This is a genomic window from Porphyromonas sp. COT-052 OH4946 (assembly GCF_000765965.1).
Taxonomy (GTDB): Bacteria; Bacteroidota; Bacteroidia; order Bacteroidales; family Porphyromonadaceae; genus Porphyromonas; species Porphyromonas gulae.
This window is the reverse complement of the sequence record NZ_JQZY01000004.1, coordinates 1-15,513: the sequence shown is the minus strand read 5'-3', so window position 1 is coordinate 15,513 and position 15,513 is coordinate 1. Positions and strand designations below refer to the sequence as shown.

Annotated in this window: 11 protein-coding genes, 1 tRNA gene and 1 pseudogene; 6 read left to right on the top strand and 7 right to left on the bottom strand. The window is 45.2% G+C overall.

What is annotated here, in order from left to right; all coding sequences use genetic code 11:
• Positions 1-48 precede the first annotated feature (48 nt).
• Positions 49-1,278, bottom strand: a complete 1,230-nt coding sequence (locus HQ50_RS01190; RefSeq protein ID WP_036844689.1) for a site-specific integrase — start codon at positions 1,276-1,278, stop codon at positions 49-51.
• A gap of 445 nt (positions 1,279-1,723) precedes the next feature.
• Between HQ50_RS01190 and HQ50_RS01185 the strand changes: the two genes are divergently transcribed.
• Both HQ50_RS01185 and HQ50_RS01180 read left to right on the top strand, forming a co-directional pair.
• The gene (locus HQ50_RS01185) at positions 1,724-3,025 is read left to right on the top strand and encodes a site-specific integrase (protein ID WP_039427720.1); all 1,302 of its coding nucleotides are present in this window, start codon (positions 1,724-1,726) and stop codon (positions 3,023-3,025) included.
• Between the two features lie 4 nt (positions 3,026-3,029).
• Positions 3,030-4,304 (top strand): YhcG family protein, encoded by a 1,275-nt coding sequence (locus HQ50_RS01180; RefSeq protein WP_039427718.1) that lies wholly within the window; start codon positions 3,030-3,032, stop codon positions 4,302-4,304.
• A gap of 237 nt (positions 4,305-4,541) precedes the next feature.
• On the opposite strand, the gene mobV is transcribed toward HQ50_RS01180, so the two are convergent.
• The 4 genes from mobV to HQ50_RS01160 all read right to left on the bottom strand — a co-directional run bounded on the left by mobV (position 4,542) and on the right by HQ50_RS01160 (position 8,630).
• Positions 4,542-5,798 carry a MobV family relaxase gene (mobV, locus tag HQ50_RS01175; protein WP_039427716.1) on the bottom strand — a complete coding sequence of 419 codons (1,257 nt, stop codon included), beginning with the start codon at positions 5,796-5,798 and terminating at the stop codon, positions 4,542-4,544.
• Between the two features lie 319 nt (positions 5,799-6,117).
• Complete coding sequence (locus tag HQ50_RS01170; RefSeq protein ID WP_039427714.1) at positions 6,118-7,005, bottom strand: CHC2 zinc finger domain-containing protein; 888 nt, start codon at positions 7,003-7,005, stop codon at positions 6,118-6,120.
• Between the two features lie 270 nt (positions 7,006-7,275).
• Positions 7,276-8,325: an AAA family ATPase gene (locus HQ50_RS01165; RefSeq protein ID WP_039427712.1), complete on the bottom strand. Its 1,050-nt coding sequence runs from the start codon at positions 8,323-8,325 to the stop codon at positions 7,276-7,278.
• Positions 8,322-8,630, bottom strand: a complete 309-nt coding sequence (locus HQ50_RS01160; RefSeq protein ID WP_039427710.1) for a DUF3853 family protein — start codon at positions 8,628-8,630, stop codon at positions 8,322-8,324. Before HQ50_RS01160 ends, HQ50_RS01165 begins: the two co-directional genes overlap by 4 nt.
• 339 nt (positions 8,631-8,969) lie before the next feature.
• Here HQ50_RS01160 and HQ50_RS01155 point away from each other — a divergent pair, with 339 nt between their 5' ends.
• Genes HQ50_RS01155 through HQ50_RS01140 form a run of 4 tightly spaced genes read left to right on the top strand, consistent with a single transcriptional unit; the run spans position 8,970 to position 14,796 of the window.
• Entirely contained in the window at positions 8,970-10,886 is a 1,917-nt protein-coding gene (locus tag HQ50_RS01155; RefSeq protein WP_039427706.1) for a class I SAM-dependent DNA methyltransferase, read from the top strand.
• Entirely contained in the window at positions 10,864-11,970 is a 1,107-nt protein-coding gene (locus HQ50_RS10295) for a restriction endonuclease subunit S (RefSeq protein ID WP_052074859.1), read from the top strand. Before HQ50_RS01155 ends, HQ50_RS10295 begins: the two co-directional genes overlap by 23 nt.
• A 16-nt stretch (positions 11,971-11,986) precedes the next feature.
• The gene (locus tag HQ50_RS01145) at positions 11,987-12,460 is read left to right on the top strand and encodes a restriction endonuclease subunit S (protein ID WP_052074858.1); all 474 of its coding nucleotides are present in this window, start codon (positions 11,987-11,989) and stop codon (positions 12,458-12,460) included.
• Positions 12,457-14,796 carry an AAA family ATPase gene (locus HQ50_RS01140; RefSeq protein WP_039427702.1) on the top strand — a complete coding sequence of 780 codons (2,340 nt, stop codon included), beginning with the start codon at positions 12,457-12,459 and terminating at the stop codon, positions 14,794-14,796. Before HQ50_RS01145 ends, HQ50_RS01140 begins: the two co-directional genes overlap by 4 nt.
• A 90-nt stretch (positions 14,797-14,886) precedes the next feature.
• Here the strand turns inward: HQ50_RS01140 and HQ50_RS01135 are convergent.
• Both HQ50_RS01135 and HQ50_RS01130 read right to left on the bottom strand, forming a co-directional pair.
• Positions 14,887-14,971, bottom strand: a tRNA-Ser gene (locus HQ50_RS01135).
• A 139-nt stretch (positions 14,972-15,110) separates the two neighbouring features.
• A pseudogene (locus HQ50_RS01130) lies at positions 15,111-15,513 on the bottom strand (ISAs1 family transposase); the annotation flags it as partial.

The following is a 15,513-nucleotide window of genomic DNA, read 5'->3' as shown; positions in this document are numbered from 1 at the left end:
ATCGTTACCTAATTCGTTACCCATTGGTTACCTACTGGAAATAGGTAACTATTGAGCCACTTTTTTATAGATTTTTTCAATACCCGTAAATTGCTCGGAAAGTCCTTTCATATCATCACTAATCTTATTATTAGTAATGCGGGCGTAGATTTGGGTCGTTTCAATATTGGTATGCCCCAGCATTTTAGAAACGGTTTCAATGGGAACTCCTTTACCCAGTGTCGTTGTGGTGGCAAAGGTATGACGGGCAAGGTGAAACGTAAGGTTTTTCTTGATTCCGGCAAGGTCGGCAATCTCCTTTAAATAGGAATTAAGTTTTTGATTACTGATTACAGGAAGGATTTTACCGTTAGGAAGCTTATCCTTATATTTATCCAAAATCATCTTTGGAATGTCCAGTAACGGTACATTTACATCTATTCCAGTTTTCACCCGCTTAGTCATAATCCAAAGGTTGCCGTCAAACGACTTGCGGATATGCTCTTTTCTAAGTCCTGCTACATCTATATAAGCCAAACCGCAAAAACAAGAAAAAAGAAATAAATCCCGAACGTGTTCCAGCCTTTCGGAAACAAGGTTGAGTTCAAGGATTTTCTTGATTTCATCTTCCGTAAGGTATCCTCTATCAACCCTTTGTAAGCGTATTTTATAGTTGGCAAAAGGGTCGCCGACTATCAGCCCGTTGTTCCGGGCAATCAAGACTATACGTTTGAAGAACTGCATAAACTTGGCAGTCGTGTTATGGTTACATCTGCCAACTGTCATAAGATAGACCTCAAAGTCATTTATAAACATATTGTTTATAGACTTCAAAGCTATATCGGAAAGATTGTACTTAGCTTGGATAAAACTCGCAAGATGCTTGCGGGTTACTTCATACTTTTGATAGGTAGATGCAGATTTAGATAGACCTATAAGCTGCTTCACATCATCATTGTGCTTCTGAAATAAATTCAGCAACGTTTCGTGGTTCTCCGTATGCCCTAAAAATTCATTCTTGATTTGCTCGGCAGTAACATAGTTTTCTCGCCGTTGCTGTTCATGGTAGATTTGGTGTAATGATGCTTTAATGTCTTCCAGTAACTTATTGAGTTGTGCGCAGGACTTCCCGGTTGCTTTACCAGCTTTCACACTCCAATTATCGGGATGGATGCTTTGTTTGGTACTAAACTGGCAAATTTTTCCATCAACGGTAATTCTTGCCATAATTGTTACCTCTCCATTACGTTTTTCTGACCCTTTTTTCAGGTAGAAAAGGACTTTGAATGTACTCTTCATAATCTCACTTTTTAATGTTACAAAATTACTTTTAATGTATTAATTGTGAGATATATACAGGCTGTACAAATTCGGACAGCGAGAGGTCATTTTTGGACAAATCGTTACCGTTTTTGTCCGGTATGGAATCGGTAACGATTTAGGCACAAATTTGTGTCTTTTGAGGTCTTTTTGGTGTCTTTTATGCTGGACAAAATACAAACAAAAAAGCCTACAAATCATTGACTTGTAGGCTTTTGTCTGTTTATTGTCTGTTTTTGTCCAGACCTTCCAGCGGAGAGAGAGGCTCTTTCTCTTGAACTCTCGTAAATAGTCATAAGTGTTCAATCTTTTGTTTTTCAGTAGTTTGTATATTTCTTCGATAAAGTAAGATTTCATGAAAAATCTTTGGTGATATCGATTTTTGGGTGTAATTTTGGGTGCAGAAACTACACACCCAGACAATATGAATATCAAACGCAATATCATCTTTGCTCTTGAGAGTCGCAAGAAGGCTGGTGTTCCCATCGTGGAGAATGTGCCTATTCGCATGCGTGTGAACTTCGCCTCTCAGCGCATCGAGTTTACTACAGGCTATCGCATTGATGCAGCCAAGTGGGATGCGGATAAGCAGCGAGTCAAGAATGGCTGCACTAACAAACTCAAGCAGTCCGCAGCCGAAATCAATGCTTCGCTCCTCGTCTACTATACCGAGATACAAGAGATCTTCAAGAAGTTTGAGGTCGATGAAGTGATGCCTACGCCCGAACAGATTAAGGAGGCATTCAACGCCCTGCACAGACCTGCGGAGGAAGAAGCGAAGCCCTCCAAAAAGAAAAAAGCTACGGAAGGCAGTGATTTTTACAAGGTCTTCGATGAGTTTGTGCGTGATTGTGGGCGACAGAATGATTGGACGCACTCCACTTATGAGAAGTTTGCAGCCGTGAAGAACCACCTTTCGAACTTTCGGGAGAGACTCAACTTCGAGTTTTTTGATGAGAAGGGGCTGAACGACTATGTCGCTTATCTTCGTGAGGTCAAGGAGATGCGTAATAGCACTATTGGCAAGCAGCTGGCATTCCTCAAATGGTTTTTGCGCTGGGCTTTCAAGCAGGGAGTGCATCAGAACAATGCTTACGATACTTATAAGCCCAAACTCAAGAGCACGCAGAAGAAAATTATCTTCCTGACGTGGGATGAACTGACGAAGCTCCGAGAGTTCGAAATACCTGCGAACAAGCAGGCTCTCGAACGAGTGCGTGATGTCTTCCTCTTTCAATGCTTCACAGGCTTGCGATACTCCGATGTGTTCAACCTCCGCCGAAGCGATGTCAAAGGCGAACATATTGAGGTGACCACCGTTAAGACCTCGGACAACCTGATCATCGAACTGAACAATCACAGCAAGGCGATTTTGGATAAATATAAAGATGTGGTATTTGAGGACGATAAGGTCTTGCCTGTGATTACTAATCAAAAGATGAACGACTACCTCAAGGAACTGGCAGAGCTGGCAGGCATAGATGAGCCTGTGCGTCAGACGTACTACCGAGGCAATGAGCGTATAGACGAGGTCACACCCAAGTACGCCCTCCTCGGCACGCATGCAGGTCGTCGCACCTTTATTTGTAATGCCCTTGCCCTCGGCATCCCTCCACAGGTGGTTATGAAGTGGACAGGACACAGCGACTACAAGGCGATGAAACCCTACATCGACATTGCCGACGACATCAAGGTGAATGCGATGAGTAAATTCAATCAGTTATAGCCCTATGAAACAAGAAATACAAGCCATAGACCGCAAGGACTTCGCCCCTATCGTACACGCTATTGGGGCAGACATCGAGCAAACACAGGTGCGCATCGTCGCATCAGCCAATGCCGATATGCTCTTTCACTATTGGAAGGTGGGGCATTTCATTCTGTACCTCCAAGAGAAAGAGGGTTGGGGAGCTAAGGTTATCGACAAGCTCTCGGAGGCTATCCGCTCACAATATCCCGATAAGAAGGGGTATTCGGCTCGTAATCTGCTTTATATGTGTCAATTCGCTAAGGCTTACACATTAGCAGTCTTAGCACAGTTGGGAGAGGCGGACAAGACATTGACCAATCCTTCCGTGGAGCAGGTTTTGAAGCAAACGAAAGCCCTAAACGAAATTACGCAAGAGCCTCTTGCGTTAATTCAAAATACAGAAAATCAGTCTGTTGAGATTGTTCAACAAGCTGTTGCACAATTAGGCGAAGTAGCTCAAACGCTTTCTTCGGTTTATCGCATAGACATTCAGCAAATAGAGCAGATCTTCAAGCGTTCTGCGGTCGTTCGTACAAATTGGGCGAGCCATGTAATACTCCTCAACAGCAAGCTCCCCCTCGGCGAACGCTATTGGTACATCACGCAAGCCGTGGCGAATGGCTGGAGTAGCAATGTGCTGAAAACACAGCTGGACACGAATCTCTTCGCTCGTCAGATTGAGGCGAAGAAGGTAAATAATTTTGCCGTACGTCTGCCCGAGCCACAGAGTGACCTTGCCAACTATCTGATGAAAGACCCCTACATTTTCGACATCATGGGGCAGACTGAGCAAATGGCGGAGCGAGACATCGAGCGTCAATTGGTATCGCATATCACAAAGTATCTGCTTGAGATGGGGAGTGGCTTTGCCTTTGTGGCTCAGCAGAAACATTTTCAGGTGGGCGAACAAGATTTCTATGCCGATCTCGTTCTCTACAACATTCAACTACATGCCTATGTGGTCATTGAGCTGAAGGCAACACCCTTCAAGCCCGAATACATGGGGCAACTAAATTTCTACATCAATGTAATAGACGACACACTCAGAGGCGAACACGACAACAAGACCATCGGCTTGCTGCTCTGCAATGGTGGCGATAAGGTCGTGGCACAATATGCCCTCTCGGGCTACGAACAGCCAATAGGCGTCAGTGACTATCAACTCACTAAGGCTATCCCCGACAACCTTCGTTCTACCCTCCCCAGCATCGAAGAGGTCGAGGAGGAGCTCAATAAGATTGTGGATAGCCAGTAGATTTTAAGAGAGTTTGTTGTGTAAATACTTGCATTTACATAACAAAGTGGGGACTGATAGATATTAGTTTATCGGCAATAAATGGGAATTATTGCTGATAAACTAATTCTTTTGTGAGCGGGTTTTGTCGCAAAAAAGATGCGTTTTTGCGACAAAATCTCATCAAGGAGCATGTATAAGCGTTTCAATTATATGTGATTAGGGGATTGTTTGAGTGCGGAAGGGGGCTGTTCCTTCTTACAATCTCTTCCCTCTATTTCGCCCGATAAGCTGCTGCCATTTGTGTTCGCACCAATCGGGGACGGATAAGCCGTTGATGGAGAGAAAGGGCTTTTGCTTTTGGTCTTTCTCTATGCAAAGCATTGTATCATCTTCCTCGAAGTAGCGTCTATACATAGAGGAGTAGACCTTGGCTTTGGCTCGCACGGCATTGCCTGTGCGATACATTTGCGTTATTTGCTCGTCCGAAAAGCCCATAAACGCTAAAAGCCTGCGTACATTGAGGAGGGCAAAGAATGGAGGCATAAACCTCTGAATGAAGCTCCGCTCCTCCTCATAGGCTTTCAGCTCTTTTTGTCGTTGCTCCAGTTCTCTGTCCTTATCTTTGAGCCTGTCTTGTAAAACGACAACCTCCTTGCGGATGTCGTTCTTTTCTTGTTCGCTAAGGTATTGGGCTTGTTTTGCTTCCTTCTCGAGGGCTTCGATACGCTGTTCGGCTTTGTCCAGCTCCGAATTGCCAAAGAAAGAGTAAAGTGTGTCCTTGATGCGGAGCTTGCCTGCTTTCTTCTCCAGTTGGGCAACACGTTCTTTGAGCTGAGCTTCCTCTGCCTGTTTGTTCTCGGTTGCTTTGACCAATTCTTTGTAATACGCCATGTTCGTGCGGTGCTTGGCTTCCGAGCCGTGCATGCCTCGCTCTAAGCCGAAGCCTGCCATTGCTCGGGCATAGGTCGTTTGATATTCCTCCAGCTTCTTCGGGGTGAGCACATCATCGGCACAGAGGCGTACCTTGTTTCGCTTGGTCTTGTATTTGCGTTTGCCCTTGTCGGCTTCCTCCTTGGCTTTACGCCTTTCGCCTTGCACGATTGGCACAACGGTGGCGTGGATGTGGGGCGTCTCCTCGTCTGCGTGAAGCGTGGCTGCTACGACATTCTCCGCTCCGAAGGTCTGTCGTAGCCAATCCATCGAAGCCTCGCACCATTCGGAGAGGTGTCCGTCCTTTTCGATACGAAGCATATCCTCGTGCGAGCCTGAGAGGATAAATCGCAAGGCTCGTACTTGATTTTCAGAGACCTTTCGGTAGATACCTGCGGTCGCTATTCGGTGTTCGATAGCCTGTGTTCGGCTCGTGACATTTTCGGGGAATTGCACCAGTTCCCGATTGAGGTGCGTGCGAGAGGCATCGACATTATTGGGGGTGTACGTCCGCTCGATATGAGCGGTCACGCCCGAGTCGTTGCCTTTCGCCTTATCTATATGTAATACGGCATAGCCCATAGTTGAAGATTGATTTTAGGGGTATCCAAAGGGGCGAAGTCCCTTGGCTCAGGAGGGCTTTTTTAGCGGTAACGGAGTGGAGCGTGAAGAAAATGCCCTAATGAGCTATGGCATTTCTCGAAATGTCCGCTCCGCCTGCTACCTCTGAATTCAGTGTGTCTAAGCATTTGCTGAATGCTTGTTGGCTTTGTTTCTAAGTTCTCCCTTTGAGAACTTGCAGGCGGTCAGCTCTGCCATAGTCCCGAAACAAAGCTGAGCCATTGCTTCGACACCCTTGGAAATCCCGATGAATACTCGGTTTGAATTGCGTGCTTTTGCCTTATCTGCGAAGCCTTCGCTTGCGAGGAGCCTGAACTTGCTTTTGCGACTTGCGCTCAGCACAGAGCCACTCGTTGAGGTCTTTGTGTGGAGCATAGAGACGGCTCATATCCTTAACCTCTATACCTGTCTCTCGAAGGTGCTGCAAAGCCTTTCGTCCAGCCTCGTCAATATCGAAGAAGCTCTCCACACAGGGATATGTTTGCAGTTGTGGCAAAGCTCGTGGGAGGAGAGTCAAGGAGTTTAACACCAGGCTGTCGCTTGGCTCATTGGGGTGCAGTATCCGCCAAGAGAGGAAATCCATAAAGCCCTCAAAGACCTGCACGCTCTTAGTACCGGCTCCGAGTGTACTTATAGCTTTCGGGGCGATGCAACCCTTGAAGTAGGGGTTGCGTAGCTCCCAACCCCCTGCATCGTTGGGGAAGCCGAGGGCGTAATAGGTGCGTTCGCCTGAGCGATAATGCACCTCGAAGCAATACTTTTCTAACTGGGAGGGCGAAATGCCGCGCTCCGAGCCGTAGCGTTGCAGCTGCGAGCTAGAAATGGGTAGCACCGAAAGAATTTCGAGTCCTTGCTGAGTGGAGGTTTTTGTTCCGCCAAAAGAAAAATCAGTCTTGGATAGTCCTGTTTCTCCACGGAGGCGTTGCAGTGCCTCTGCCGTTGAGCAGCGTTGCAAGGCACAAACAAGGTCGATGATGTCTCCATGCTCGCCAGTGGCGAAGTCGTACCACTGATTGCGTTCGGTGTTTACTTTGAAGGAGGGCGTGCGTTCCTGCCTCAGTGGCGAGCTGTACCAATAGGCATTGCCCTTGATTTGTTTGGGCTCGTGTCCAGCCTGCTGGAGGTAGTTCACGATAGATAGTTGCTTGATTTCTTGTATCGTTTTCATATCTTTTTTTCTTGGAGGGTTCTTGTGAGGAATTGGTCAGTCGGGCGAAACCTATAGGCACACAGACCGTCCGACCAAATGTTGTTTTTCTTTGGTCGGTCAGTTCAGGTATATATAGCCTGCGTCCGACCGACCGAAAAATCTTGTATAATACGGCACTCTCTTCGTTGTTTTCGGTGCTCGCACTCGGTCACATACGAGAGTATGCTCCCTTCGTGCTCGATCTCGACGCCTTGAAATGACCGCATTCTACAGCGATTTTTCATCTGCTTAGTAGTGGTACTCTGGATTGAAGCGGTATTTGCCACGCTCTTCTTTGATGACCATGCGCTTGTTCAGAAGGAAGCGGAGCAATTCTTTGAGCTTCGTCTGCCCATATTCGTGAGCGGTGACACCCTTATAGGCAGACCGCAGTCGGGGTATTAGGTCGCCATAGCTTAGGGTGATGTCCTCTCCAAAGGTCGCCTTGAGTGCCTCTCGATGCTGCTCATCCGTCAGTTCTTGATAGGAGAAGTGCTTGACGGTCTTCGTGTCCTCTACATAGGCCGCATCGACCTCGGGCAGGCAGATGCCATCGGCTTGCTCCGTAAGGCGAAAGGCAAACTTGTCAAAGGGCTTGGAACGAATAATCGCAGGAGCAACCACGCTGCGGTCGGCATCAACGCTGTCCTTTGTGATTTGCAAGACACACTCCGCCTTGTTGTTCAGCTCTGTGCCGATATGTCCTCGGGCGTTGTCGTCGCCCTTGTTGAGGTGCAGCACGGTGTGCAGGTGGATGTTTCGCTCGCCTGTCCACTTCATCAAGTCGCCCACAAGGCGTGTCGCCTCGGTGGAGTTGTTGATGTCGAGCATCAGGTCACGGATGCCATCGATGACAACCAAGCCCACATCGGGCGTGTTGTAGATGGCATGGCGGATAATCTCTCGGCGTTGATTCGGGTCAGCGATGGCTCTGAGGTGGCTGAATTGCAATCGCTCGGGTTCTCGGTCGAGCGGTAGCCCTGCCAGCCTCAGAATGCGTTGCATCACCAGCTGGCAGTGGTAAGGGCTTTGCTCGGTGTCGAAGTAGAGGATGTTGCGTTTGCTCTCGGGAAAGCACGCCCGATATTCCAACACCTGACGACCAGCGAGGGCTGAGGCAACCAAGGCACTTACATTGAAAGTTTTCTTCGCCTTGGCTTTCCCTGTAGAGACGCTGAAGTTGCCCAGCGTGCCGATGATGGCATCGTCCACACGCAGTACGATGGGCGGTAGGCTAAATCTATCCGTTACCCGAATGAGCGACTGCTGCCAAATGTTCTCGTAGTCTGGTGCATTCATCTTCGTCCTCCTGTTTTGTGACCTGCCAATTCGAGAGCGAGGTCAGCATCCACGATAATCTTACGCCCTACCTGCGTGATGGCTCGGTCTATCTTGCCACTCTGCTTGATGCGATTGGCGGTGGGGAGGCTACAGCCGAAAAGGCGAGCGATGCCCGATAGCCCATACACATAGCGTCTTTGTTCTTTGGAGGGGCTTGCCTCCGTAGTTGTATTGCTGGGCTGTGAGCTGTGGCGAGCAAGGAAGAGCAATTCCTCGCCAGTCATCTGCCATACGGGCTTGCCCAAGAGTTCTTCTAAAAACATACTTCATTGCAGTTAAGTTGTGAATACTTTTGCCCTTGCGCTTCGGGCTATTAGTCAGCTCTGACACTGCGAAAGTATGAGCTAATTCGTTGTCTATGAAATGGTAGGGACGTCTCAGGAAACACAGGGAAAAGGCAGGAAATCACAAGCCCTCACTCCATAGTCCTCACCCCACATCTTCACACAAAAAGAGGCTCGCAGAGCATCACTGCCCCGAGCCTCTCGCGATATTTTGCCCCCTTAGGGGTTCGCACCTTGGTTTTCCGTGTTAAATAGGCAAATCCCCCTCGCCCCTCTGCTCATAACTTTGTATTTTTGTAAGTAAAACAGATTTAACTGATGGCAAAGAAGGAAGCGCAAACGGATATATGGGTGTACGATTTGTTGAAATCCGCCCACATTACATTAGAATATCAAGGCTCTACTATCGCAGAGATAGATAAAGCCCTCAAAACTGCGTCTAAGGCAGGTACAGGCAAATCGGGTAAGCCTGAATTCATCGGAGTGGTCAAGGACTTTGTGATCGTGATAGAGAACAAGGTGGATACTGCTATGCACGAATGCCGAGATAAGCAAAATAATCTGCTCGAAGACACTGCTAGTAAGCAGGACTATGCCCTAAATGGGGCACTGCACTATGCTAAGCATTTAATCAAGCATACTAGCTACAAAAAAGTTATAGCCATAGGCGTATCGGGCGATGAAAAGCGACATCGTATTACTCCGGTTTTTATAGATGATAGTCTCTATCCTAAAGAGTTGGCGGATGTAGAAACTTTCGTGTCGTTTAATGAGGCGAATATCGACCGTTACTACCATCGTGAGGTTTTGCAGGAGGCGAGTGAAGAGGAGAAGACTACAGCTGAAATCTTAAAAGATGCGGAAACGCTTCACGAAATGCTCTGGAAGGGAGGACTCACGAACCAAGAGAAGCCACTCGTGGTTTCCGGTATCCTTTTGGCTCTTCGAGAGGAAAGTTTCAAGGGGTTCTCCATAGACGATCTTACGGGAGATAGCGTCAAGTCTGACGGAAAAAAGATATATGATGCCATCGAAGCCAATCTGACTCGAGCCAATGTATCCCCTACGACCAAGCGAGATAAGATATTGGCTCAGTTTGCCGTGATCAGGGACAATCGTAAAATCAATGACAAAGACCCTAAGAGCCAACGCACCCTGCTAAGAGAGTACACCGAGTTTCTCCGAGAGAGTATTCATCGCTCTATCCTTTATACACAGTCTGCCGATGACTATTTGGGCTTGTTCTACGGGGAGTTTATGTCGTACTCAGGTAAAGATGGTCAAAACCTTGGTATTGTCTTGACCCCGAAGCACATTACAGAGCTCTTTTGCGATTTGGTCAATCTCAAGCCTACAGATAGAGTGCTCGACCCATGTTGTGGCACAGGTGGCTTCTTGATTGCAGCTATGCACTCCATGCTTGCCCAGACGGAGGATGCCAGCCAACAACGTTCTATTCGTAAGGAACAGCTGATGGGGATAGAACTCCAAGACTACATGTTTACCATTGCCACAACTAATATGATATTGCGTGGCGATGGTAAGAGCAACTTGCACAATCTGGATTTTCTTGCCGAATCGCCCAGTAAGATTCAAAAAGAGATGCACTGCACAGTGGGTATGATGAATCCTCCTTACTCACAGGGGAGCAAAGAGGATTCGGATAAATATGAGATAGCCTTTACTGAGCACCTGCTAAACTCTTTGAGTGAAGATGCAAGAGCATTGGTGATTATTCCCCAATCATCTGTTACGGGGAAAACAACGGTAGAGAAATCTATTAAACGCAACATCCTCAAGCGTCATACACTCGAAGGGGTAATTACACTGAATAATAATACCTTCTATGGCGTGGGGACAAATCCTTGTATCGCCATATTTACGGCAGGGGTTCCTCACCCCAAAAACAAGAAGTGCAAGTTTATCAATTTTGAGGATGACGGGTTCTCCGTTGCTAAACATGTGGGCTTGGTGGATAACGGCACGGCCAAAGACCGCAGGCAGCATCTGCTTGATGTTTGGTATGGACAAACAGAGGCAGAGAGCAAGTTCTGTGTAGAAACGACCATAGAAGCCGAGGACGAATGGCTGCATTCGTTCTACTATTTCAATGACGAGATCCCGAGCGAGGACGATTTCCGCAAAACGATGGCAGATTACCTCACCTTTCAGTTCAATATGATTATCCACGGAAGAGGATACCTCTTCGAAAATGATGCCTGCGATGAAGAGTAAGTTGAAATTGACGGATAGGGTGTGGAAGGACTTTTTATTAACTGAGTTCTTTTGTCCGATAAAGGGGAACCAAAACAACATGTCTTCATTACTCTCTGGAAGACATCCTCTGATTTCTGCGAAAAAGGAGAATAATGGGCTAAAAGGCTTTATCCTTCCTAATAATAAGGCTTCTTTTCAGCCTCATTGTATAACACTTAACCTAGACGGAGATGGTGGTGCGGGTTTAGCCTTTTATCATGAATACTCTTTCGCATTAGATAGTCATGTTGTGGCATTGTACCCCAAACGTGATTTAAGCAGATGGATTTTATTATTTATTGTACGCAGTCTATCTTCTCAACAATCCCGTTTTGGACACGGAAGAGCAATAAAAATGTCTCGGTTATATCATTTCCCTCTGATGCTACCTGCAAACTCTAACGGTGCTCCCGACTGGGCTTTTATGGAGGCTTATATGAAGGAGGTTGAGGAAGAATTATTGGCTAAATCCCTACCAAAACTTGAGTCGCAACTCCTTGATAATATCATTATGCTTGGGGCTCTTGAGGATAGAGAGTGGAAAGAATTTGTTTTTGGCGATTTGTTTACTATTACCTCGACAAGCAGTAGTATAGATAAAAAGCGTCTTTCTGGCAACAAAGGAGACAATCCCTACATCACCCGTAGTGAAAACGATAATGGAATTGACTCTTTTGTAGAGGAGCAGTCTGGTTATGTTATGGACGAGGGGAATGTGATAACAATAGGTCTTGATACCCAAACGGTTTTTTATCAATCTTGCCCTTTTTATACGGGACAAAATATCCAGATTGTTAGGCATACCAAGCTAAATAAACACAACGCTCTTTTTATCATTAGAGCCATTAAGGTGCTCGTTCAAAAGTTTAGTTGGGGAAGTTATGGAGCTACTTTAATGCGTTTAAGACGGGGAAAACTATATCTCCCAATAGGCATGGATGGCACTCCTGACTGGGAGTTTATGTCTGCTTTCATGAAAAGAGTGGAGCAAGAAACCCTACTTCCAGCCCTCCAACACTTCAAGAGTAAGAAGTGTAATCAAATGTTAATGGGGGGGGGGTAAAATAAGACCCTACTTTATGGAAGATGTTGTACAGATTATCAATGGTGTACGTTTAACGAAGGCTGATATGACGGCAGGCAGTCGCCCCTTCGTAGGTGCCTCGGAGGGTGTTAATGGTGTGACGGAGTTTGTCGGCAACATTAACGCAAGCTTGGATAGCAACGTGTTGGGCGTGAATTACAATGGCAGTGTAGGCTTTTCGTTCTATCATCCTTACGAGGCTTTATTCTCGGATGATGTAAAGCGAGTGAGATGGAAAGACGAAACAGCCAACAACAAGTACACCCTCCTTTACCTCTCTACCGCTATCGCACAGCAAAGAGGTAAATATGCCTATGGCTACAAGTTTAATGCCCAGCGGATGAAGCGCCAAATCATCATGCTACCCTCTTTGCCCGATGGCACGCCCGGCTTCGCTCATATGGAGCACACTATGCGTGTGATGGAGTATGATGTTCTTAGTGAATATCTAAAACGAGTAGAAGTATGATTAAGAAGATACTTGAGATTAAAGACTTTGCTGTCTTCAAAGATTTTGAATGGGACAAACATGTTGTAAACAGTCAAGGGAAGGCTGTGTGTCTGCAAGATGTAAATATATTCTTTGGGCGTAACTATTCGGGGAAGACAACTCTTTCTCGGATCTTTCGTGCATTTGAAGTGAGGGTGGGACTCGAGAAATATGAGGGTGGAACTTTCAAGTTAGAAATGAATGATAAGAGTATTATTGATGAAAACACCTTGGAAAATTTATCTTATTCCGTCCGTGTGTTTAACGAAGATTTTGTTAGAGAAAATCTTCTCTTTATCAATGTTCCAGAGCAAGGAGTTGCACCATTTGCTGTTTTAGGTGGAAATGTGGAGATAGAGCAGGAGATTCAGGAACTCAAGGAGAAGCTTGGCTCACCTGATGAAGGAAACGAAACAGGGCTTTATCGAGAGAAACTTGAGGCAACTAATGCCTATAATACTGCGTATAAAAATTATCAAGATGAGCATAATACTCTAGAGTTAAGATTAAAAAATAAGGCTCTCGCAAGAGAGGTCGGAATAAAGTATCAATCAGGAATATATGGAGATCAAAATTATACCATCCAAAAGCTTAAGGATGAGTTAAGTTTTGTTGCAAAAGAACATATCCTTGGCAATCATCAAGTTGATGAGCTAAAAGCCACATTGAAAGAAGACTTGAGACAGATACCTAGCATAAATGCAGTTGTATTTCCTAGCTTCGAAGAAATCAATACAAGAGTAAAAAGCATCGTGGAACAACAAATATTAGCTTCAGATAAGATAGAAGAACTTGTTCACAATGCAATGGCTCACAAATGGGTTGAGGAAGGTTGTGAATTGCATAAAGATAGGGATATTTGTTATTTCTGCGGGGGAATAATTACAAATTCTCGATGGGCAGCCTTAGAACGTCATTATGATGAAGCAACAAAAGACTTAAAAACGAGGATTGAAAAAGCTATCACGTGGATGAATGAGAAGATTCAGATAGCTCAAGAGCTCTACAAAGTTTCATCAAGTAACTATTATTCCTGTTTTAAGGATGAGATAGAGGTGATAAATAAAGACATGGATGCTCTTCGGAAAGATCTCATTTCTGCCTTGGAAGGGATACTCCAGCAGTTAAAGAGCAAACAAGAAAGCATTCACTCCGCTTTCTCCTATACAGAACACACCTTTGATTTTACAGCCATAGAGGCTATATATCAACGCATTCAAATCCTTAATGAGAACGCTAATCTGTATGGTGGCAATTTAAGCGAAGTGCAGGCAGAAAACCGAAGAAAACTGCGACTAAGTGAAGTCGCTCGCTTTAAAGAAGAAATTGGATATTCTAATTCTTCGGCTGCGATTAAAGAAAAAAAGGATATCGTTAGTAAACAGGAAACTCTCAAAGAGCAGAAAGAATCGGAGATTCGTAGACTTGAACACGAAATCAAAGCCAAGGAACGTCTTCGCCAAAATGAAGAGGAAGGAGCAAGAAGGGTAAATGAGATTCTTCAAAACTACTTTGGGCATCGATTTATTGAGCTAAGATCAGTAAAGAGAGAAAACGAAGAGGGTATTTATTTTGATGTGTTCAGGCAAGACAAGAAAGCCTATAACCTTAGTGAGGGTGAGAGAAATCTTGTTGCCTTTGCTTACTTCGTAGCCAAACTCAGTGATGTTAATACTGTCTCAGAAAAGCCAATAATCTGGATAGACGATCCGATATCAAGTTTGGATGCAAATCATGTCTTCTTTGTTTTCTCGCTGATAGATCAGCAGGTGGTAAAAAAGGAGCAGTGGAGTCAACTTTTTATATCTACGCATAATCTTGACTTCTTACGCTATCTCAAACGCCTACATACAAGTAAACAGCGTGCATGGTTTTTGATTGAACGGCAAGACGACCAGTCTTGTTTACGAAAGATGCCTACTTATATGAAGGAGCATGTGACAGAGTTTAACTACTTATTTCACCAAATCCACAAATGTAGTCAAGCTACCGAAAATGAAAATTATGAGCTATTCTACAACTTTGGGAATAATGCACGTAAATTTTTAGAGGCGTATCTTTACTATAAATATCCTGACAACGAGGTAAATTGCCTTCATAAGAAGATGATGCGTTTCTTCTCTGACGGGTGTGCGGCTACTGCCATAGATCGTATCGACAATGAACTCTCACATCTTGAGGGGTTAATAGAGAGGGGAATGTCTATGACTGATCATGCCGAGATAAAGAAATGTGCTCAGTATATACTAGAGACTATCAAGACAAAAGATCCAGATCAATATGATGCGTTTCTTCTAAGTATTAACTCTAAATAAAGAACCCTTGGGCAAAACTTCATGCTTGCAAGTTTTTGGGTGTAATAAAGGGTGTAAATCGCGTAACTCGCTGATTTACACCCTTGTTTGCGGAGAGAGAGGGATTCGAACCCCCGGTACCTCTCGGTACGGCGGTTTTCAAGACCGCTGTAATCGACCACTCTACCATCTCTCCTAATCAAGAAATAAATGACGTATCTCTCAATTGCGGTGCAAATATAAAGGTATTTTCTAAACGGGCAATCCTTTTGCCTGCTTTTTTGTTTTTGTACAGAACCGGTTAGAAGAGTAACGCTTTGGCTAGGGGTGACGCATTAAAATTGTATTGTGATTAGTTGTTGTGGCTTTATTCGAGCCGGTTTCTTTTGAATACGAGGGATTGAGGACTTCATATTTGTCTTCAGTCGCTCTATAATGAGTAAATTGATCTTTTGAATGATATCCATAATCTGCGCCACATTCTTCGTTCTCTTGCGCGAGGTATCGTGTCTGAAATAGACATCCTAACAGTGGTGTAACTTATTCTCTATCGCCCAATGCCCACGAATAGCCTGCTTCAATAAGGATACATCTGTTAATGACGAAATGTAGTAGGCCACTTCTTCACTCGTTTTGTCACTCTTTTTATCCCTTCGTTTGCGTACAACTTTGTGTATCGACCTCAAGCCTTTCCAGCGAGTTAATACCTCGTTGGCTTCTATCTCCAAGGGATTGAGA

Excerpts from the sequence above, each read along its gene's own strand:
- HQ50_RS01190 (WP_036844689.1), bottom strand. The coding sequence starts at position 1,278 with ATGAAGAGTACATTCAAAGTCCTTTTCTACCTGAAAAAAGGGTCAGAA.
- HQ50_RS01185 (WP_039427720.1), top strand. The coding sequence starts at position 1,724 with ATGAATATCAAACGCAATATCATCTTTGCTCTTGAGAGTCGCAAGAAG.
- HQ50_RS01180 (WP_039427718.1), top strand. The coding sequence starts at position 3,030 with ATGAAACAAGAAATACAAGCCATAGACCGCAAGGACTTCGCCCCTATC.
- mobV (WP_039427716.1), bottom strand. The coding sequence starts at position 5,798 with ATGGGCTATGCCGTATTACATATAGATAAGGCGAAAGGCAACGACTCG.
- HQ50_RS01170 (WP_039427714.1), bottom strand. The coding sequence starts at position 7,005 with ATGAAAACGATACAAGAAATCAAGCAACTATCTATCGTGAACTACCTC.
- HQ50_RS01165 (WP_039427712.1), bottom strand. The coding sequence starts at position 8,325 with ATGAATGCACCAGACTACGAGAACATTTGGCAGCAGTCGCTCATTCGG.
- HQ50_RS01160 (WP_039427710.1), bottom strand. The coding sequence starts at position 8,630 with ATGTTTTTAGAAGAACTCTTGGGCAAGCCCGTATGGCAGATGACTGGC.
- HQ50_RS01155 (WP_039427706.1), top strand. The coding sequence starts at position 8,970 with ATGGCAAAGAAGGAAGCGCAAACGGATATATGGGTGTACGATTTGTTG.
- HQ50_RS10295 (WP_052074859.1), top strand. The coding sequence starts at position 10,864 with ATGATGCCTGCGATGAAGAGTAAGTTGAAATTGACGGATAGGGTGTGG.
- HQ50_RS01145 (WP_052074858.1), top strand. The coding sequence starts at position 11,987 with ATGGAAGATGTTGTACAGATTATCAATGGTGTACGTTTAACGAAGGCT.
- HQ50_RS01140 (WP_039427702.1), top strand. The coding sequence starts at position 12,457 with ATGATTAAGAAGATACTTGAGATTAAAGACTTTGCTGTCTTCAAAGAT.